At 70.8% G+C, this 19340-nt stretch carries 19 protein-coding genes; 15 read left to right on the top strand and 4 right to left on the bottom strand.

Annotated features, from left to right (window positions below; all coding sequences use genetic code 11):
- Window positions 1-105: 105 nt before the first annotated feature.
- Window positions 106-1257, bottom strand: a complete 1152-nt coding sequence (locus D466_RS0117520; RefSeq protein ID WP_018915004.1) for an aminotransferase class V-fold PLP-dependent enzyme — start codon at window positions 1255-1257, stop codon at window positions 106-108.
- Between the two features lie 160 nt (window positions 1258-1417).
- Here D466_RS0117520 and aceK point away from each other — a divergent pair, with 160 nt between their 5' ends.
- The 13 genes from aceK to leuA all read left to right on the top strand — a co-directional run bounded on the left by aceK (window position 1418) and on the right by leuA (window position 15543).
- Window positions 1418-3223 (top strand): bifunctional isocitrate dehydrogenase kinase/phosphatase, encoded by a 1806-nt coding sequence (gene aceK / locus D466_RS0117515; protein WP_018915003.1) that lies wholly within the window; start codon window positions 1418-1420, stop codon window positions 3221-3223.
- A complete protein-coding gene (locus D466_RS0117510) occupies window positions 3220-4401 on the top strand; it encodes an acetyl-CoA C-acyltransferase (RefSeq protein WP_018915002.1) in 1182 nt (393 codons plus the stop codon). Before aceK ends, D466_RS0117510 begins: the two co-directional genes overlap by 4 nt.
- A gap of 34 nt (window positions 4402-4435) precedes the next feature.
- Window positions 4436-5038 carry a 2-hydroxychromene-2-carboxylate isomerase gene (locus D466_RS0117505; protein ID WP_018915001.1) on the top strand — a complete coding sequence of 201 codons (603 nt, stop codon included), beginning with the start codon at window positions 4436-4438 and terminating at the stop codon, window positions 5036-5038.
- 61 nt (window positions 5039-5099) lie between these two features.
- On the top strand, window positions 5100-6791 hold the full coding sequence (locus D466_RS0117500) for an AMP-binding protein (protein ID WP_018915000.1): 1692 nt from the start codon (window positions 5100-5102) through the stop codon (window positions 6789-6791).
- A gap of 17 nt (window positions 6792-6808) precedes the next feature.
- Window positions 6809-7834 carry a biotin synthase BioB gene (bioB, locus tag D466_RS0117495; protein WP_018914999.1) on the top strand — a complete coding sequence of 342 codons (1026 nt, stop codon included), beginning with the start codon at window positions 6809-6811 and terminating at the stop codon, window positions 7832-7834.
- Between the two features lie 25 nt (window positions 7835-7859).
- Window positions 7860-8810: an NAD(P)-dependent oxidoreductase gene (locus D466_RS0117490; RefSeq protein ID WP_018914998.1), complete on the top strand. Its 951-nt coding sequence runs from the start codon at window positions 7860-7862 to the stop codon at window positions 8808-8810.
- A 31-nt stretch (window positions 8811-8841) separates the two neighbouring features.
- Window positions 8842-9774 carry a hydroxymethylglutaryl-CoA lyase gene (locus D466_RS0117485; RefSeq protein WP_038166722.1) on the top strand — a complete coding sequence of 311 codons (933 nt, stop codon included), beginning with the start codon at window positions 8842-8844 and terminating at the stop codon, window positions 9772-9774.
- A gap of 125 nt (window positions 9775-9899) precedes the next feature.
- Window positions 9900-10940: a tRNA dihydrouridine synthase DusB gene (dusB, locus tag D466_RS0117480; protein ID WP_018914996.1), complete on the top strand. Its 1041-nt coding sequence runs from the start codon at window positions 9900-9902 to the stop codon at window positions 10938-10940.
- A gap of 22 nt (window positions 10941-10962) precedes the next feature.
- Window positions 10963-11202: a helix-turn-helix domain-containing protein gene (locus D466_RS0117475; protein ID WP_018914995.1), complete on the top strand. Its 240-nt coding sequence runs from the start codon at window positions 10963-10965 to the stop codon at window positions 11200-11202.
- A 64-nt stretch (window positions 11203-11266) separates the two neighbouring features.
- On the top strand, window positions 11267-12835 hold the full coding sequence (purH, locus tag D466_RS0117470; RefSeq protein ID WP_026285426.1) for a bifunctional phosphoribosylaminoimidazolecarboxamide formyltransferase/IMP cyclohydrolase: 1569 nt from the start codon (window positions 11267-11269) through the stop codon (window positions 12833-12835).
- A 25-nt stretch (window positions 12836-12860) separates the two neighbouring features.
- On the top strand, window positions 12861-13457 hold the full coding sequence (gene ruvC / locus D466_RS0117465; protein ID WP_018914993.1) for a crossover junction endodeoxyribonuclease RuvC: 597 nt from the start codon (window positions 12861-12863) through the stop codon (window positions 13455-13457).
- Window positions 13458-13523: 66 nt separating this feature from the next.
- Entirely contained in the window at window positions 13524-13661 is a 138-nt protein-coding gene (locus tag D466_RS24555) for a hypothetical protein (protein ID WP_018914992.1), read from the top strand.
- Between the two features lie 169 nt (window positions 13662-13830).
- Window positions 13831-15543, top strand: coding sequence for a 2-isopropylmalate synthase (gene leuA, locus D466_RS0117455; protein ID WP_018914991.1), 1713 nt, complete (start codon window positions 13831-13833; stop codon window positions 15541-15543).
- Between the two features lie 72 nt (window positions 15544-15615).
- Here leuA and fabA read toward each other — a convergent pair whose 3' ends face one another.
- A complete protein-coding gene (gene fabA / locus D466_RS0117450; protein ID WP_018914990.1) occupies window positions 15616-16131 on the bottom strand; it encodes a 3-hydroxyacyl-[acyl-carrier-protein] dehydratase FabA in 516 nt (171 codons plus the stop codon).
- Between the two features lie 86 nt (window positions 16132-16217).
- Between fabA and ruvA the strand changes: the two genes are divergently transcribed.
- Entirely contained in the window at window positions 16218-16793 is a 576-nt protein-coding gene (gene ruvA, locus D466_RS0117445; RefSeq protein WP_018914989.1) for a Holliday junction branch migration protein RuvA, read from the top strand.
- 21 nt (window positions 16794-16814) lie between these two features.
- Window positions 16815-17864: a Holliday junction branch migration DNA helicase RuvB gene (gene ruvB, locus D466_RS0117440; protein WP_018914988.1), complete on the top strand. Its 1050-nt coding sequence runs from the start codon at window positions 16815-16817 to the stop codon at window positions 17862-17864.
- 66 nt (window positions 17865-17930) lie between these two features.
- On the opposite strand, the gene D466_RS0117435 is transcribed toward ruvB, so the two are convergent.
- Window positions 17931-18728 carry a glucose 1-dehydrogenase gene (locus tag D466_RS0117435; RefSeq protein ID WP_018914987.1) on the bottom strand — a complete coding sequence of 266 codons (798 nt, stop codon included), beginning with the start codon at window positions 18726-18728 and terminating at the stop codon, window positions 17931-17933.
- Window positions 18729-18830: 102 nt separating this feature from the next.
- A partial coding sequence (locus D466_RS24550) for a T6SS immunity protein Tli4 family protein (RefSeq protein WP_018914986.1) occupies window positions 18831-19340 on the bottom strand: 510 nt, incomplete at its 5' end.

Raw genomic sequence — 19340 nt, 5'->3', positions numbered from 1 at the left:
ACGGGCGGGGGCGGTGGGGAGGCGGCGCGCATGTGCGCCAGCATTGTGCCTTGTCGCAACGGCGGGCTGGCGACGGCCGGTAACGAGTCCTGCCGCGCTGCGGCCTCAGGCCGCCAGGCGCATGCCCACCGCGTCGAAGGCGGCCTCCAGGCGCTGCACGGCGCCGGCGACGTCCAACAGCTTGTCCAGGCCGAACAGACCCAGGCGGAAGCTCATGAAATCCTTGGGCTCGTCGCAGGCCAGCGGCACGCCGGCGGCGATCTGCACGCCGGCGGCGGCGAAGGCCTGCGCACTCTGGATGGCCGGGTCGCGGGTGTAGGACACCACCACGCCGGGAGCCTCGAAGCCGGCCGCGGCCACGCTGGCCACGCCGCGCCTGCGCAGGCTGTCGCGCACGCGCGCGCCGAGTTCGGCCTGCGCCTGCATCAGGCGCGGCAGGCCGATGGCGAAGCCTTCGCGCATCACATCGCGCACGCGCACCAGCGAATCGGTAGGCATGGTCGCGTGGTAGGCATGGCCGCCGCCTTCGTAGGCCCGCATGATCTTCAGCCAGGCAGCCAGGTCGCAGGCGAAGCTGTCGCTACGGGTCGATTCCAGGCGCTCCAGCGCGCGCGCCGAAAGCATGGCGAAACCGGCGCAGGGCGTGCCGCTCCAGCCCTTCTGCGGGGCGCTGACCAGCACGTCCACGCCGCAGGCACGCATGTCCACCCACATCGCCCCCGAGGCGATGCAATCGAGCACGAACAGCGCCCCCACCTCGTGCGCGGCGTCGGCCAGCTGGCGCACGTAGTCGTCGGGCAGCATCAGGCCGGCGGAGGTCTCGACATGCGGCGCGAACACCACCGAGGGCCGCTGGCTGCGGATGGCCTGCGCCACCTCCTGCGCCGGCACCGGCGCGAAGGGGGCCTGCGGCGCGGCCGACGCGGCCCGCGCCTTGAGCACGGCCACGCTGGCCTGCGGGCGCGCGGCCTCGAGAATCTGCGACCAGCGGTAGCTGAACCAGCCGTTGCGCACCACCAGCACCGCGGTGCCCGCCGCGCTCGAGACGAACTGTCGCGCCACCGCCTCCATCGCGAAACTCCCGCTGCCCGGCACCACCACGGCCGCCTCGGCACCGTAGGCCTGGCACAGCATGGTGGAGATGTCGCGCATGGCCTCGCGGAAGCGCAGGGACATGTGGTTCAGAGCACGGTCGGTGTAGACCACCGAGTACTCGAGCAGGCCGTCGGGATCGACGTCGGGGCGTAGTCCGGGCATGGATGGATCTCCTGTCGTTGTCGGCCGGGCCCGCGGGCCCGCGCTGCCCTGGAGGGCAGGCAAAAAAGCCTAGCATGACTTGGCACAATGACGGGGGCGGCCCGACTTGTCCCGACCGCTTGCGCGACGTTACATTGTGTCTTGGACCCACGGCTTGCGCATGAACCAATTCCCGACCCGGCTGGACTCGCAGGTGGCCTTCGCCATCGCGCGGGCCATGCTCGACGGCTTCAACAAGCACTACCGGCTGTTCCGCCAGGTGAGCCGCGAGGCGAAGACGCGCTTCGAGGCCGCCGACTGGGCCGGACAGCAGCGCGCGCAAAGCGAGCGCATCGCCTTCTACGACACCCGGGTGGACGAGGCCATCGAGACGCTGCAGGCCGAGTTCGACCTGTCGCGCCTGGACACCGCGGTGTGGCACCAGGCCAAGCTGCACTACATCGGGCTGCTCACCAACCACCTGCAGCCGGAGCTGGCGGAGACCTTTTTCAACTCGGTGACCACCAAGGTGCTGCACCGGCGGCATTTCCACAACGACATCCTGTTCGTGCGGCCCGCGCTGTCGACCGAGTACATCGAGAACGACGAGCCGGCCGCGCAACCCACCTTCCGCGCCTACTACCCCACGCGCGACAACCTGCTCGAGACCCTGGTGCGCATCGTGCACAACCACCAGCTGCAGCGCCCCTTCGCGGACCTGGAAGGCGACGTGCGCAAGGTGGTGCGCGAACTGGAGCGCCTGCTGGACGGGGCGCGCCTGCGCAGCAATTTCCAGATCCAGGTGCTGTCCTCGCTGTTCTACCGCAACAAGGGCGCCTACCTGGTCGGACGGGTGATCAACGGCTACTGGGAAGCGCCTCTGGCGCTGCCCATCCTGCACGGCCCCGACGGGCGCCTGGTGATCGACACCGTGCTGCTCGACGAGGACGACCTGCTGCTGCTGTTCTCCTTCGCGCGCGCCTATTTCATGGTGGACATGGCGGTGCCCTCGGCCTACGTGCAGTTCCTGCGCGCGCTGATGCCGCGCAAGCCGCGTTCCGAGCTGTACAGCGCGCTGGGCCTGGCCAAGCAGGGCAAGACCCTGTTCTATCGCGACTTCCTCTACCACCTGCGCCACTCCAGCGACAACTTCACGACGGCGCCCGGCATCCGCGGCATGGTGATGCTGGTGTTCACGCTGCCGTCCTTTCCCTTCGTGTTCAAGGTCATCCGCGACTTCTACCCGCCGCCCAAGGACACCACGCGCGAGCAGATCAAGGGCAAGTACCTGCTGGTCAAGCGCCACGACCGCGTCGGACGCATGGCCGACACCCTCGAATACTCGAACGTGGCCTTCCCGCGCGAGCGCTTCGACCCCGCGCTGATCGAGGAGCTCAAGCGCAGCTGCGGCTCGCAGCTGGAGGAGGACGGGGATCTGCTGGTCATCCGCCACTGCTACATCGAGCGGCGCATGATCCCGTTGAACATCTACCTGCGCGAGGCCACGCCCGAACAGATCGAGGCCGCGGTGACCGACTACGGAAACGCCATCAAGGACCTTGTGGCGGCGAACATCTTCCCCGGTGACATGCTGTGGAAGAACTTCGGCGTGACCCGCCACGGCAAGGTGGTGTTCTACGACTACGATGAGATCGAGTACATCACCGACTGTCATTTCCGGCGCGTGCCGCAGCCGCGCCACGAGGAGGACGAGATGGCCGCCGAGCCCTGGTACTCGGTGGGCCCGCACGACGTGTTCCCGGAGACCTTCGGCACCTTCCTGCTCGGCGACGCCCGGGTGCGCGAGGTGTTCCTGCGCCACCACGCCGACCTGCTCGATCCGGCCTTCTGGCAGGCGCAGCAGCAGCGCATCCGCGAAGGCCATGTGATCGACGTATTCCCCTACGACACCGCCCGGCGCTTCGCGCGGGCGGATTCCGCGCCGGCCGCGGCCGGCGCACAGCCCCCCCTGATGGAGATGTCATGAGTTCCGATCCCGTAGTCATCGTTTCCGCCGCGCGTACCCCCATCGGCGGCCTGCTGGGCGACTTCGCCTCGGTTCCTGCCTGGGAACTGGGCGCCACCGCGATCGCGGCCGCGGTGCAGCGCGCCGGGCTGGCTCCGGAGGCCGTCGACGAAGTGCTGATGGGCAACTGCCTGATGGCCGGCCAGGGCCAGGCCCCCGCGCGCCAGGCCGCGCTCAAGGCCGGGCTGCCGCAGTCGGCCGGCGCCGTGACCCTGTCCAAGATGTGCGGCTCGGGCATGCGCGCGATGATGTTCGGCCACGACATGCTGGCCGCGGGCAGCGCCGAGGTGCTGGTGGCCGGCGGCATGGAGAGCATGACCAACGCGCCCCACCTGGCTTTCGTGCGCAAGGGCGTGAAGTACGGCATGACCGAGTTCTACGACCACATGGCCGTGGACGGTCTGGAGGACGCCTACGACCGCGGCAAGGCCATGGGGGTGTTCGCCGAGAGCTGCGTGGCCCGCTACGGCTTCACGCGCGAGGCCATGGACGCCTACGCCATCGAGTCCACCGCGCGCAGCAAGCGCGCCAACGAGGACGGCAGCTTCGACTGGGAGATCGCCCCCGTGGTGATCCAGGGGCGCGGCGGCGAGCAGCGCATCGCCCGCGACGAGCAACCCTTCAAGGCCCGCCCGGACAAGATCCCCACCCTCAAGCCCGCCTTCCGCAAGGACGGTGCCATCACCGCGGCCACCTCGTCGAGCATTTCCGACGGCGCGGCGGCGCTGGTGCTGATGCGCGAATCCACCGCGCAGCGCCTGGGATGCAAGGTGCTGGCGCGCATCCGCTCGCACGCCGTGCATGCGCAGGCCCCGGAATGGTTCACCACCGCGCCGGCCGGAGCCATCGACAAGGCGCTCAAGCGCGCCGGCTGGAGCAAGGACGACGTGCAGCTGTGGGAGGTCAACGAGGCCTTCGCCACCGTGACCATGGCGGCCATGCACGAGTTCGGCCTGTCGCACGACGTGGTCAACGTGCACGGCGGCGCCGTGGCGCTGGGCCACCCGATCGGCGCCAGCGGCGCGCGCATCGTGGTCACGCTGCTGGGCGCGCTGCGCAAGCGCGGGCTGTCGCGCGGCGTGGCGGCGCTGTGCATCGGCGGCGGCGAGGCCACCGCGATGGCCGTCGAGATCGACTGAGCCCCGTTGTCGAGCCCCCACCCGGAGCCCCGTCATGCCCGTCTCGCCGATCACGCTGTTCTTCGATTTCTCGTCGCCGTACTCGTACCTGGCCAGCACCCAGGTCGAGGCGATCGCGGCGCGCCATGACCGCAGCATCGAGTGGGTGCCGATCCTGCTCGGCCCGGTGTTCGCGGCCACCGGATCGCGCCCGCTGGTGCAGCAGCCGCTGAAGGCCGAGTACTCGCTGCGCGACCTGCAGCGCTCGGCGCGCTACTTCGGCGTGCCCTACCACCAGCCCCAGCCCTTTCCCGTCGCCACGCAGCAGGCGGCGCGCGTGCTGGTGGCGCTGCAGCGCGCGCGCTCGCCGCTGGCCGTGGAATGGATCCACCAGGTGTTCGGCGCCTATTTCGTGCAGGGCCAGGACATCTCCGCGATGCCCACGCTGCACGCGCTGGGCGCGAGCCTGCGCCTGGAGGCGGCGCAGATCGACGCCTGGTGCGCCGAGGCCGAGGTGAAGAATCTGCTGCGCGCCAACGTGGAGCGAGCGCTGCGCGTCGGCGTGTGCGGCGCGCCCTTTTTCCTGGTCGACGACGAGCCCTTCTGGGGCGTCGACCGCCTGCCCCAGCTGGAGCGCTGGCTGCAGGCCCGATTCTGATGTCCCGGCGCTGCCGGTCCCGATGAGAACCATGCGCCCGAGAGCGCACGAGGAGACGACGATGAGCCTGAGCACCAGCTACGCCTGCGGCAGCCGCGACCAGCCGCTGATCACGCAGACCCTGGGAGCCTTCTTCGACGCCATGGCCGCGCGCCAGGGCGCGCGCGAGGCGCTGGTGTCCTGTCACCAGCAGCGGCGCCTGAGCTGGGCGGAACTCGCGCGCGAGGTCGACATGCTGGCCAGCGCCATGCTGCGCAGCGGGCTGGCCCGCGGCGACCGCGTGGGCATCTGGGCGCACAACTGCGTCGAGTGGGTGCTGATGCAGCTGGCTACCGCCAAGGTCGGCGTGGTGCTGGTCAACATCAACCCCGCCTACCGCGTGTCCGAGGTCGAATACGCGCTCAACAAGGTGGGCTGCAAGGCCCTGGTGCTGATGCCCGAGTTCCGCACCAGCGACTACCTGGCGATGATGCGCGAGCTGGCCCCGGAACTGGCGCACTGCGCCCCCGGCGAGCTGCACGCCGCGCGCCTGCCGCAACTGCGCCTGCTGGTGCAGCTGGGTGAGGCGCCCGAGCCCGGCATGCTGCGTTTCGGCGAATGGTTGCAGCGCGGCGAGGCCGGCGACCCGCAGGTGGCGGCCGTGGCCGCCACGCTGGATTGCCACGACCCCATCAACATCCAGTTCACCAGCGGCACCACCGGCTTCCCGAAGGGTGCGACGCTGACCCACAGCAACATCCTGAACAACGGCTACTTCATCGGCGAGGCGATGAAGCTCGGCCAGGAGGACCGGCTGTGCATCCCGGTTCCGCTGTACCACTGCTTCGGCATGGTGCTGGGCAACCTGGCCTGCATCACCCACGGCGCGGCCATCGTCTACCCCAACTCGGCCTTCGACCCGCTGCTCACGCTGCAGGCCGTGCAGGCCGAGCGCTGCACCGGCCTGCACGGCGTGCCGACCATGTTCATCGCCATGCTCGACCACCCGCGCTTTCGCGAGTTCGACACCAGCACGCTGCGCACCGGCATCATGGCCGGCAGCCCCTGCCCGGTGGAGGTGATGAAGCGCGTGGTCAACGACATGCACCTGTCGCAGATCACCATCGCCTATGGCATGACCGAGACCTCGCCGGTGAGTTGCCAGAGCTCCACCGACACCCCGCTGGACCGGCGCGTGAGCACGGTGGGCCAGGTGCAGCCGCATCTGGAGGTGAAGATCGTCGACCCCGCCGACGGCCGCACCGTGGAGCCCGGCGTGGCCGGCGAACTGTGCACCCGCGGCTACTCGGTGATGCACGGCTACTGGGGCGACGAGCCACGCACCCGCGAGGCCATCGACGCCGAGGGCTGGATGCACACCGGCGACCTGGCCACCATGGACGCCGAGGGCTACGTGAACATCGTCGGCCGTATCAAGGACATGGTGATCCGCGGCGGCGAGAATGTCTATCCGCGCGAGATCGAGGAATTCCTCTACCGTCACCCGATGGTGCAGGATGTGCAGGTGGTGGGCGTTCCGGACGCAAAATACGGCGAGGAGCTGTGCGCCTGGATCATCCCCCGGCCCGGCACCTCGCCGACCGAGCAGGACATCCGCGCTTTCTGTCAGGGGCAGATCGCGCACTACAAGATCCCGCGCTACATCCGTTTCGTGCAGAGTTTCCCGCTGACCATCACCGGCAAGGTGCAGAAGTTCAAGATCCGCGACGCGATGAAGGACGAACTCGGCCTGCAGGAACAGAACACGGCCTGAACCACCAAGGATTTCCGATGCAAGTATCCACCATCCAGCCTCCGTCGCCGCGCCGCGCCCACGAGGCGCAGGACCCTCGCGGCCCCGCCGCGCCCGCAGCGTGGAGCGCGCAGCGCATCGAGCAACTGCTGGCACTGCCGCTGCCGGAACTGCTGTGGCAGGCGCAGCAGGTGCACCGGGAGCATTTCGACCCCACCGAAGTGCAGTTGTCCTCGCTGCTGTCGATCAAGACCGGCGGCTGCCCGGAGGACTGCGGCTACTGCCCGCAGTCGGCGCACTACCAGGCCGGGGTGGATGCCGACAAGCTGATGGACGCCGAGCGCGTGCTCGAGCATGCGCGCGCCGCGCGCGACGCCGGCGCCAGCCGCTTCTGCATGGGCGCGGCCTGGCGCGAGCCCAAGGAACGCGACCTGGACAAGCTCGTGCCCATCATCGAAGGCGTCAAGCAGCTGGGCCTGCAGACCTGCATGACCCTGGGCATGCTGCAGCCGCGGCAGGCGCAGCGCCTGGCCGAGGCCGGGCTGGACTACTACAACCACAACCTCGACACCTCCCCGCAGTTCTACGGCAGCATCATCAGCACCCGCACCTACCAGGACCGCCTGGACACGCTGCAGGCGGTACGCGGGGCCGGCATGCGCGTGTGCTGCGGCGGCATCGTCGGCATGGGCGAGAGCCGCGCCGACCGGGCCGCGCTGCTGGCGCAGCTGGCCGCGCTGGAGCCCTACCCCGAATCGGTGCCCATCAACTCCCTGGTGCGCGTGGCGGGCACGCCGCTGGAACACGCCCCCGAGCTCGACCCCTTCGAGTTCGTGCGCAGCGTCGCCGCGGCGCGCATCTGCATGCCGCGGGCCTGGGTCCGGCTGTCGGCCGGGCGCAAGGATCTCGGCGACGGCATCCAGGCGCTGTGCTTCCTGGCCGGGGCGAATTCCATCTTCTACGGCGAGAGCCTGCTGGTCACCGGCAACGCCGAGGTCGACGCGGACCGGCGCCTGTTCGAGCGCCTGGGCCTGCGCGCCAGCGCCGTCCAGGCGCAGGCCTGAGCACGGCCCCGAGCCCGCGCGCACCATGAAACTCGCGGTCTGGGATCCCGACGAACCGTTCCGCCGCTGGCGCGACGCGCTGGCGCAGCATGCCGGGGAACTACGCCTGGCCGTCGAGGTGGTGGACGCTGCCGCCGAACCCGACGAGCAGGCCGACTTCGCGCTGGTGTGGAGGCCGCCGGCCGAATGGCTGGCCGGCCAGCAGCGCCTGCGCGCGGTGTTCAACCTCGGCGCCGGCGTCGATGCGGTGCTGCCGCTGATGCGCGCGCACGCCCCGCAGGTGCCGCTGATCCGGCTGGAAGATGCCGGCATGGGCCGGCAGATGGCCGACTACGTGGCCGAGGCCGTGCTGCACGCGCACCGGCGCATGGACGACTACGCCGCGCTGCAGGCCCACGCTACCTGGGAACCGCTGGTGCTGGCGCCGCGCACCGGCTTCGGAGTCGGCTTCCTCGGGCTCGGGCACATGGGCCTGGCCGCGGCGCGGCGGGTGCAGGCCCTGGACTTCCCGGTCCTGGCCTGCACGCGCAGCGGCACGCCGCGCGCCGGCACCGACTTCGACGGCCCGATCTACGGCATCGACCGCCTGTACGAGTTCCTCGGGCACTGCCGCGTGCTGGTGGTGCTGCTGCCCCTGACCCCCGAAACCCGCGGCCTGCTCGACTACGGCGCCTTGAGTCATCTGCCGCGCGGCGCGCACGTGGTCAACGCCGGACGTGGAGCCCTGCTGCACGAACAGGATCTGCTCGACCTGCTCGAGCAGCAGCACCTGGGCGGTGCCACGCTGGACGTGTTCGAGCACGAACCCCTGCCTGCCGGGCACCCGCTGTGGTCGCAGCCGCGGGTACGCATCACCCCGCACGTGGCCGCCCACACACTGGTCGGCCCGTCGGCCGCGCAGATCATGCGCAAGATCGCCGCGCTGGAGCGCGGAGACCACCCGGGCGGCATCGTCGATGCGCGCCTGGGCTACTGAAAGCCAGCCCCCATTGCCGGAGTACATCGCCATGGCCACGCCCTTGCCCGCCAGCGTCGAAATCGTCGAGGTCGGCCCTCGCGACGGATTGCAGAACGAGTCCACCCCCGTCCCCGCCGCGGTGAAGATCGAACTGGTCGACCGCCTCGCGGCGGCCGGGCTGCGCGCCATCGAGGCGGCGGCCTTCGTGTCCCCGCGCTGGGTGCCGCAGATGGCCGACGGCGCCGAGGTCATGGCGGGCATCCGGCGCGATGCGCGCGTGCGCTACTCCGCGCTGGTGCCCAATCAGCGCGGCATGGAAGCAGCGCTGGCCGCCGGCGTGCAGGAGGTGGTGGTGTTCTCGGCCGCCAGCGAGTCCTTCGCGCGGCGCAACATCAACTGCTCCATCGCCGAGTCCATCGAGCGCTTCGAGCCCGTGGCGCGCATGGCCCGCGACGCCGGGCTGCGCCTGCGCGGCAGCATCTCCTGCGCGCTGGGCTGCCCCTACGAAGGCCCAATCGCGCCGGCCGCCGTGGCCGACGTGGTGCGCCGCATGGCCGCGCTGGGCTGCGACAGCGTGGACGTGGCCGACACCATCGGCGTGGGCACTCCGGGCGCGGTGCAGGCGGCCTTCGAGGCGGCCGCGCGGGTGCTGCCCATGGAACGCCTGGCCGGGCATTTCCACGACACCTACGGGCAGGCGCTGGTCAACGTGCTGGCCGCGCTGCAGCTGGGGGTGCGCAGTTTCCACGCCTCGGTGGCGGGCCTGGGCGGCTGCCCCTACGCGCGCGGAGCCACCGGCAACCTGGCCACCGAGGACCTGCTGTACATGCTGCACGGCATGGGCATCGCCACCGGCACCGACCTGCAGGCGGTGGTCGATTGCGGCGAGTTCATCAGCCGTGCCGTCGGGCGCCCCAACGGCAGCCGCGCGGCGCGCGCGCTGCTGGCGGCGCGCGAAAGCGCGAAGCCTGCCTGCGCATAGCACTAGAATTCGCCCCTTCCCCCGCTTTCCCCGCACGTCCCCACGCAAGCGCCCTGCCACCGCCGGCCCGACCCCCGGAGCCGGCCACCCTGGCGTCCGGCTCCGGGGGTGGATTGCACCGACCCATGCCCGCCTCCGCCACCGCCCTGCCCGCTTTTGGAACGCCGCTGCGCCTCGGCCCGCACGAACTGGCCAACCGGGTGTTCACGGCGCCCATGGCGGGAGTCACCGACCTGCCCTGGCGGCGCCTGGCCCGGCGCCTGGGGGCCGGGCACTGCGTGAGCGAGATGGTCGCCTCGCGCGCCGAACTGCGGGCCTCGCGCAAGACCGCGCTGCGCATGAGCCACGACGGCGAGCCGGGCCCGGTGGCCGCGCAACTGGTGGGCGTGGATCCGGCCGAGATGGCCGCGGCCGCGCAGGCCAACGTCGAGGCGGGCGCGCGCATCATCGACATCAACATGGGCTGCCCGGCCAAGAAGGTCTGCAACCGCTGGGCCGGCTCGGCGCTGATGCAGGACGAGGAACTGGCCATCCGCATCGTCGACGCCGTGGTGCGCGCGATGCAGCCGCTGGGCGTGCCCGTGACCCTGAAAATGCGCACCGGCTGGTGCCGCGAACAGCGCAACGCCCCGCGGCTGGCCCACGCGGCGCAGGAGGCGGGCGTGGCGCTGGTCGCCGTGCACGGGCGCAGCCGCGAGCAGGGCTACGGCGGCGACGCCGAATACGAGACCATCGCGGCCATCAAGGCCTCGCTGCGCATCCCCGTGGTCGCCAACGGGGACATCGACACGGTGGCCAAGGCACGCGCCGTGCTGGCGGCCACCGGCGCCGACGCGATCATGATCGGCCGCGCCGCGCTCGGCCGCCCCTGGCTGCCCGGGCACATGGCCCGCGCGCTGGCCGACGGCGTGGAGCCGGCGCCGCCCACGCCGGCCCGGCAAGGGCAATGGCTGCTGGAACACCTGCGTGCCCACCATGCGCACTACGGCCACGTCGGCGTGGGCAGCGCGCGCAAGCACGTGGGCTGGGCCGTGGCAGCGCTGCCGGGCGGCGCGCAGTTCCGCGCGCACTTCAACACCTTGACCGAACCGCAGGCCCAGCTCGACGCGGTGGCCGAGTACTTCGACCGTGTGGCCGACGCCGGCCCCCAGGACACCGCGCCATGAACGCGAACAGGAGCATCCTGCGATGAGTTCGCGTTCCGCACTCGAACAATGCGTGATCGACAGCCTGGAGGCGTACTTCAGCGATCTCAACGGGACCGAGCCCCACGGCATCCACGGCATGGTCATGCAGACCGTGGAAAAACCCCTGCTGCAGACCGTGATGCGCCGCGCCGGCGACAACCAGTCGGTGGCCGCGCAGTGGCTGGGCATCAACCGCAACACCTTGCGCAAGAAGCTCAAGGACCACAAGCTGATCAAGTGAATCCGCCCGCGTGCGCCGCGGCCCGGCGCGCGCTCCCCGCAACCCGCCCATCGTCTCCGCGCCCATGTACGCACTGCTTTCCGTTTCCGACAAGACCGGCGTGCTCGAGCTCGCCCGCCGCCTGCACCAGCGCGGCGTGAAGCTTCTGTCCACCGGCGGCACCGCGCGGCTGCTCGCCGACGCCGGGCTGCCGGTGACCGAGGTGGCCGCGCACACCGGGTTCCCCGAAATGCTCGACGGGCGCGTGAAGACCCTGCACCCCAAGGTGCACGGCGGGCTGCTGGCGCGCCGTGACCTGCCCGAGCACATGCGGGCCATCGAGCAGCACGGCATCCCGCCGATCGACTGGCTGGTGGTCAACCTCTACCCCTTCGAGGCCACGGTGGCGCGCCCCGGCTGCACGCTGGAAGAGGCCATCGAGAACATCGACATCGGCGGCCCGGCCATGGTGCGCTCGGCGGCGAAGAACTGGCAGGGCGTGAGCGTGCTCACCGACGCCTCGCAGTACGAGTCCGTGCTGGCGGAGTTCGAGTCCAGCGGCGAGGTGTCGCAGGCCACGCGTTTCGCGCTGTCGGTGGCGGCCTTCAACCGCGTGGCGCAGTACGACGCGGCGATCTCCAACCACCTGTCGGCCTTGAGCTTCGAGCAGCGCGAGCAGCCTTCGCAAGCCTGGCCGGCGCAGTTCAACCTCAGCCTGGTCAAGCTGCAGGACCTGCGCTACGGCGAGAACCCGCACCAGCACGCCGCCTTCTACCGCGACCTGCAGCCCAGCGCGGGCTCGCTGCCGACGGCGCGGCAACTGCAGGGCAAGGAACTGTCCTACAACAACATCGCCGACGCCGACGCCGCCTGGGAATGCGTGCGCGCCTTCGACACCTGCGCCTGCGTCATCGTCAAGCACGCCAACCCCTGCGGCGCGGCCCTGGGCGCGGATCCGGAGGGCGCATACCGCGCCGCCTTCGCCACCGACCCCACGTCGGCCTTCGGGGGCATCATCGCCTTCAACCGCGAGGTCGACGAAGCGGCGGCGCGCGCCGTGGCCGGGCAGTTCGTCGAGGTGCTGATCGCCCCGGGCTACACCGCGCAGGCGCTGCAGGTGCTGGCGGCCAAGGCCAATGTGCGCGTGCTGGCCATCGAGCTGCCGGCCGCTGCCGGCGGCGGCGTGCCCCGCCTGGACGCCAAGCGCGTGAATTCCGGCTGGCTGCTGCAAAGCGCCGACGAGGACTTGCTGGACGAGTCCGCGCTGAAGGTGGTGACCCGGCGCGCGCCCACCGATGCCGAGATGGCCGACCTGCACTTCGCCTGGAAGGTGGCCAAGTTCACCAAGTCCAACGCCATCGTGTTCGCCTCGGGCGCACGCACCATCGGCGTGGGCGCCGGGCAGATGAGTCGGGTCGACTCCACCCGCATCGCCACCATCAAGGCCGCCAACGCCGGCCTGCAAGTTGCGGGCAGCGTGGTCGCCTCGGACGCCTTCTTTCCCTTCCGCGACGGCGTGGACGTGCTGGCCCAGGCAGGAGCCCGCGCGGTGATCCAGCCGGGCGGATCCATGCGCGACGCCGAGGTGATCGCCGCCGCCGACGAGCACGGCCTGGCCATGGTGCTCACCGGCATGCGCCACTTCCGCCACTGAAGCGCGGCGACGCGGCCCCGCGGCCATGCGCATCCTCGGCATCGATCCCGGGCTCAACATCACCGGCTACGGCCTGCTGCAGGCGCAGGGCCAGCGCCTGCACTACCAGGCCAGCGGCGCCATCCGCATTCCGCGCGGCCCCTTGCCCGAGCGCCTGCGGGTGCTGTTCGAGGGCGTGGCCACGGTGGCGCGCGACTCCGGCGCCGACGTGGCGGTGGTGGAAATCGTGTTCGTCAACGTCAATCCCCAGTCCACGCTGCTGCTGGGCCAGGCGCGCGGCGCGGCCATCGCCGCGCTGACGTCCGCCGGCCTGCCGGTGGTGGAGTACACCGCGCTGCAGCTCAAGAAGGCCGTGGTCGGGCACGGCCGCGCCAGCAAGCAGCAGATGCAGCAAATGGTCACCCGGCTGCTGGCGCTGCCCGGCGAACCCGGCCCGGACGCGGCCGACGCGCTGGGCCTGGCCATCTGCCACGCGCAGAACCGCGCCACCGTGGGCGCGCTGCAACGCGCCGGAGCCTTGGACGGAGTGGCCACCGGCACGCAAGCCCGAGGCGCTTCTTCGCACCTGGACGCCCAGGCCTTGCGCGGCATGCGCGTGCGCCGCGGCCGCCTGCTGGGCTGAACCCGCCCGCGCTGCGGCCGGGGCCGATTTGACGGAAGGCCCGGGTTTTGCTAATGTTCGAAGACCATGGCCTTGAACCCGACGCCCGCTGCCTGCGACTGCCGCCGCACCTCGGCCGGCGCGCTCGCGGCCTGGCAACGCGGCCTGATGCTGCGGCTGCTACGCGTCGACGTCGAGCGGCGACTGCGCCCCGCGCGCAACTGACACCCGCTCCCCCTGCTGCCCGGCCGGGCAGCACGCGCTTCCCGGATCCGGCTTCACCGATCCAGCGCGACATCCGAATCCGCCGACGCCCTGCATGCGCCCCGAGCCACGAGCTTCGGCCGAGCGCGCCGCCGGCCTCCCGAACCCACGAATCGCCGGAGTACCCGCCATGTTGAAGAACCCGCAAACCAAATACCGCCCGATGCCCCCGGTGGGCCTGAAGGACCGTACCTGGCCCGACCAGGTGATCACCCGCCCGCCGATCTGGATGAGCACCGACTTGCGCGACGGCAACCAGGCGCTGTTCGAGCCGATGGACGCCGCGCGCAAGATGCGCATGTTCAAGATGCTGTGCGCCATCGGCATCCAGCAGATCGAGGTGGCCTTTCCCTCCGCCTCGCAGACCGATTTCGACTTCGTGCGCGAGCTCATCGAGGGCGGCCACATCCCCGAGGACGTGACCATCGAGGTGCTGACCCAGGCGCGCGAGGACCTGATCCGCCGCAGCTTCGAGTCGCTGCGCGGCGCCAGGCGCGCGATCATGCACGTGTACAACGCCACCGCGCCGAACTTCCGCAAGATCGTGTTCAACGTGGACGTGGCCGGCTGCAAGCGCATCGCCGTCGAGGCCGCCACGCTGATCCGTGATCTGGCCGCGCAGCAACCCGAGACCGAGTGGACCTTCCAGTACAGCCCCGAGGTGTTCAGCGGCACCGAGCTGCCGGTGGCGGTGGAGGTGTGCAACGCGGTCACCCAGGTATGGCAGCCGACGCCCGAGCGCAAGATCATCTTCAATCTGCCCGCGACGGTGGAGATGAGCACACCCAACATCTACGCCGACCAGATCGAGTGGATGCACCGCCACCTGGACCGCCGCGACAGCGTGATCCTGTCGGTGCACCCGCACAACGACCGCGGCTGCGCGGTGGCGGCCGCCGAACTGGCGGTGATGGCCGGTGCCGACCGGGTCGAGGGCTGCCTGTTCGGCAACGGCGAGCGCACCGGCAACGTCGACCTCGTGACCCTGGCGCTGAACCTGTATTCCCAGGGGGTCGACCCGGGGCTGGACTTTTCCAACATCAACGCCATCGCGCGCGCCGTGGAGGACTGCAACCAGCTGCCCATCCACCCGCGCCACCCCTACGTGGGCGACCTCGTGTTCACCGCCTTCTCCGGCTCGCACCAGGACGCGATCAAGAAGGGCCTGGCCGCGCAAAAGCCCACCGCCCTCTGGGAGGTGCCCTACCTGCCGGTGGACCCCGCCGACCTGGGCCGCGCCTACGACTCGGTCATCCGGGTCAACAGCCAGTCCGGCAAGGGCGGCATCGCCTACCTGCTGGAATCCTCCTACGGGCTGGTGATGCCCCGGCGCATGCAGGTGGAGTTCAGCGGCGTGGTGCAGCGCTTCACCGACAGCTCCGGCAGCGAGGTCACCGCGCAGCAGCTGTGGGCCATGTTCAACGCCGAGTACACCGAGGCCGCCGAGCCGCTGCGCTACGTCGCGCACCACCTGACCGAGCACGGCAGCGAGCAGGGCATCCGGCTCGAGATGGAGATCGACGGGCGCGCGGTGAGCCTGCGCGGCGAGGGCAACGGCCCGATCGACGCCGCGGTGCGTGCGCTGCACCTGCCGCTGGCGGTGCAGAGCTACGAGGAACGCGCGCTGGGCCTGGGCGCCAACGCGCGCGCGGTGGCCATGGTCGAGGCCGCGCTGGAAGGCACCTCGGCCACCACCTTCGGCGTGGGCGTGGATGCGAACATCGTGACCGCGTCGATCCGCGCCATCGTCTCCGCCGCCAACCGCCTGCTGGCCCGCATCGACGACGCCGAGCGCGCCACGCTGCTCAAGGGCATCCAGGCCAAGCTCAAGGCCGTGGCCTGAGAATCCACGGCGAGGCAGGCAGCACGTCCAAGGGCCGGGGTCTCCCGGCCCTTGGCGTCTTGAAGAATCGACTCAGAACCCGTCGGTCGACGTGAACAAGCCCACGCGCAGGTCCTTGGCGGTGTAGATCTCGCGGCCGTCGACCCGCATGATGCCGTCGCCGATGCCCATGACCAGGCGATGGTTGATGACCCGCTTGAGGTCGATCTGGTAGCTCACCACCTTCGCGGTGGGCAGCACCTGGCCCGTGAACTTGACCTCGCCCACGCCCAGCGCGCGCCCGCGCCCCGGCGCGCCCATCCAGCCCAGGTAGAAGCCCACCAGTTGCCACATCGCGTCCAGCCCCAGGCAGCCGGGCATCACGGGGTCGTTCTCGAAATGGCAGCCGAAGAACCACAGATCGGGGCGGATGTCGAGTTCGGCGCGCATCTCCCCCTTGCCGTAGCTGCCGCCGTGGTCGGCGATGTGGGTGATGCGGTCCATCATCAGCATCTGGCCCAGCGGAAGCTGGGCATTGCCCGGGCCGAACAGCCGGCCATGGCCGCAGGCCACGAGTTCTTCGTGCGTGTAGGAGGATTGGGCTTTCATGGGAGGCTTGCGCAGTACAGCCGACAGTTTAGCGGGCGCCGCGCCGCGGCCCGAAAGGCCCGCCGGCAGCCTGCTAAAGTGCGCTCATGATCGGACGCATTCACGGTACCCTGCTGGACAAGACCCCGCCCCAGATCCTGGTGGACTGCGGCGGCGTGGGCTACGAGATCGACGTGCCGATGAGTACCCTGTACGGGCTGCCCGCGGCCGGCCAGAAGGTGGCACTGCTCACCCATCTGATCGTGCGCGAGGACGCGCACCAGTTGTTCGGCTTCGCCACGCCCGCAGAACGCGAGGCCTTTCGGGCGCTGATCCGCATTTCCGGCGTCGGCGCGCGCATCGCGCTGGCGCTGCTGTCGGGCCTGAGCGTGCAGGAACTGGCGCAGGCGGTGACCGCGCAGGACGGCGCGCGCCTGACCCGCGTGCCCGGCATCGGCAAGAAGACCGCCGAACGCCTGCTGCTGGAGTTGCGCGGCAAGCTCGGCGCCGACCTGGGCCGCCCGGCCGGGGGCGCCGCGGCCGCGCACGCCGACGTGCTGCAGGCGCTGCTGGCGCTGGGCTATTCGGAGCGCGAGGCCACCGCGGTGGTGGGCAAGCTGCCGCCCGAACTCGGCGTCGACGACGGCATCCGCCAGGCGCTGAAGACCCTGGCGAAGGCCTGAGGCCGCGCACCGGGGTCCCGCATGAGCATCCAGCCCGACAAGCTCCAGCCCGCGCGCGTGGTCGCGCCGGCACCCGCCTCGCCCCAGGAGGAGGCGGCCGAACGCGCGCTGCGCCCGCAGCTGCTGTCCGACTACATCGGCCAGGCCAAGGTGCGCGAGCAGCTCGACATCTTCATGGGCGCGGCGCGGCGCCGCGGCGAGGCGCTGGACCACGTGCTGCTGTTCGGCCCCCCGGGCCTGGGCAAGACCACGCTGGCGCACATCATCGCGCGGGAGATGGGGGTGAACCTGCGCTCCACCTCGGGTCCCGTGCTCGAACGCGCCGGCGACCTGGCCGCGCTGCTGACCAATCTCGAACGCAACGACGTTTTGTTCATCGACGAGATCCACCGCCTGTCGCCGGTGGTCGAGGAAATCCTCTACCCGGCGCTGGAGGACTACCAGATCGACATCATGATCGGCGAGGGCCCGGGCGCGCGCAGCGTGAAGATCGACCTGCAGCCCTTCACGCTGGTGGGGGCCACCACCCGCGCCGGCATGCTCACCAACCCGCTGCGCGACCGCTTCGGAATCGTCTCCCGCCTGGAGTTCTACACCACCGAGGAGCTGACCACCATCGTCGAGCGCTCGGCGCATTTGCTGCAGGCCGGCATCGACACCGAGGGCGCGCGCGAGATCGCCCGCCGCTCGCGCGGCACGCCGCGCATCGCCAACCGCCTGCTGCGCCGGGTGCGCGACTACGCGCAGGTGCGCGCGGACGGCAGCATCGTGCGCGAGGTGGCCGACGCGGCGCTGCGCATGCTCGACGTCGACCCGCTGGGCTTCGACCTCATGGACCGCAAGCTGCTCGAAGCCATCGTGCACCGCTTCGGCGGCGGCCCGGTGGGCCTGGACAACCTCGCCGCGGCCATCGGCGAGGAGCGCGACACCATCGAGGACGTGATCGAGCCCTTCCTGATCCAGCACGGCTACATCCAGCGCACGCCGCGCGGGCGCATCGCCAGCGCCTCCACCTACGCGCACCTGGGCCTGTCGGCGCCGCGCGCCGGCGGCGATCTGTTCCCGTCCTGAGCCCCCGCGGCGGCGAGGCCGCGGTGCGCGTGCCGCGCCCGCCCGGCGACCCCTGCGCCGGTGCGCCTACCCGTTGACGGGGATGCCGCCGTTGACGTGCAGCACCTGCCCGGTGACCCAGGCGCTGTCGACGTCGCTGGCCAGGTACACGTAGGCGGGCGCCAGCTCGTGGGGCTGACCGGCGCGGCCCAAGGGCACGTCTTTGCCGAAGTTCTCCAGCTTCGCGCCGCGCAGGGTGGCGGGAATCAGCGGAGTCCACACGGGCCCCGGAGCCACGCCGTTGACCCGGATGCCCTTGTCCGCCAGCGAGGCCGCCAGCGCGCGCGTGAAGGCCAGGTTGGCCCCCTTGCTGGCGCTGTAGTCCAGCAGCAGCGCCTGCCCCTTGTAGGCCACCACCGAGACCGTGTTGACGATGGCCGCACCGGGTTTCATGTGGCGCAGCGCCGCGCGGGTCAGGTAGAACATGGAGTACACGTTGGTCTCGAACACGTGGCGCAGCGCGTCGTCGTCGACGTCCTCCAGGGTGTCGGTCTGGTACTGCTCGCCGGCGTGGTTCACCAGCACGTCGATGGCGCCGAAGCGCTCCAGCGTCTGCTCGACCACTCGCTCGCAATGCGCCCGCGAACGCAGATCCCCCGGCACCAGCAGGCAGTCGCCGCCGTGGCGGCGCACCTGTTCCCCGGCGTCGCGCGCGTCCTCGTGCTCGTCGAGGTAGGACAGCACGCAACGCGCCCCTTCCTTGGCGAAGGCGATGGCCACCGCCTTGCCGATGCCGCTGTCGGCGCCGGTGATGATGGCCACCTTGCCCTCCAGCTTGCCGCTGCCGCGGTAGCGGGGATCCTCGTGCGTGGGACGGGGATGCATGGCTCCTTCCTCGCCGGGAAGATGCCGATCCGGAAGAGATTGGCGGATATCGGACATGGCTCTGCTCCTGGTTCAACAATGAATGTGAGGGCGCGGGCCGATTCAGGCCAGCGCCACGGAAGCCGCCGTGGCGCCCGGCACCGCGACGCGGAACTTCACCCCCTCCAGCAGCCGGTCCCACAGTTCCACCGCCTGCTCCTCGCTGATCGCGCTGGTGCGCGCGGCTCCCACCTTGTTGTCGGCCACGCGCGTGCGCAGACCGATCTCCATCCACGAGGGCCGCGCCACGTTGCCGCGCTGGCCCACCAGTTCCCAGTCGAACTGCAGGGCTCCGTCGCCTCGGCGCGCCAGCACCTCCTCGCCATCCCACAGCCCGTGCAGCGTGCGCTTGCCGCGGCGCAGGAAGCTGTAGGGATAGAACAGCTGCTCCCGCCGCGCTTCGTCCACCCGCTGCAGCAGCCCCTTGCCGTTGTCGCCCTCGGTGCTGGCGTTCTTGTTGCTGAACACCGAGAAGTGCACGTCGGGCAGGCTGGGGAAGGTGAAGCCCGAGCTCATGATCTCCCGGAAGCGATTCGTGGGCTCGTGGATGAAGGCGCCGTCGATGCACACGCC

Source organism: Thiomonas sp. FB-6, from assembly GCF_000377645.1.
Classification (GTDB): domain Bacteria; phylum Pseudomonadota; class Gammaproteobacteria; order Burkholderiales; family Burkholderiaceae_C; genus Thiomonas_A.
The sequence above is the reverse complement of the archived record's forward strand: the minus strand, read 5'-3'. Positions and strand labels throughout refer to the sequence as shown.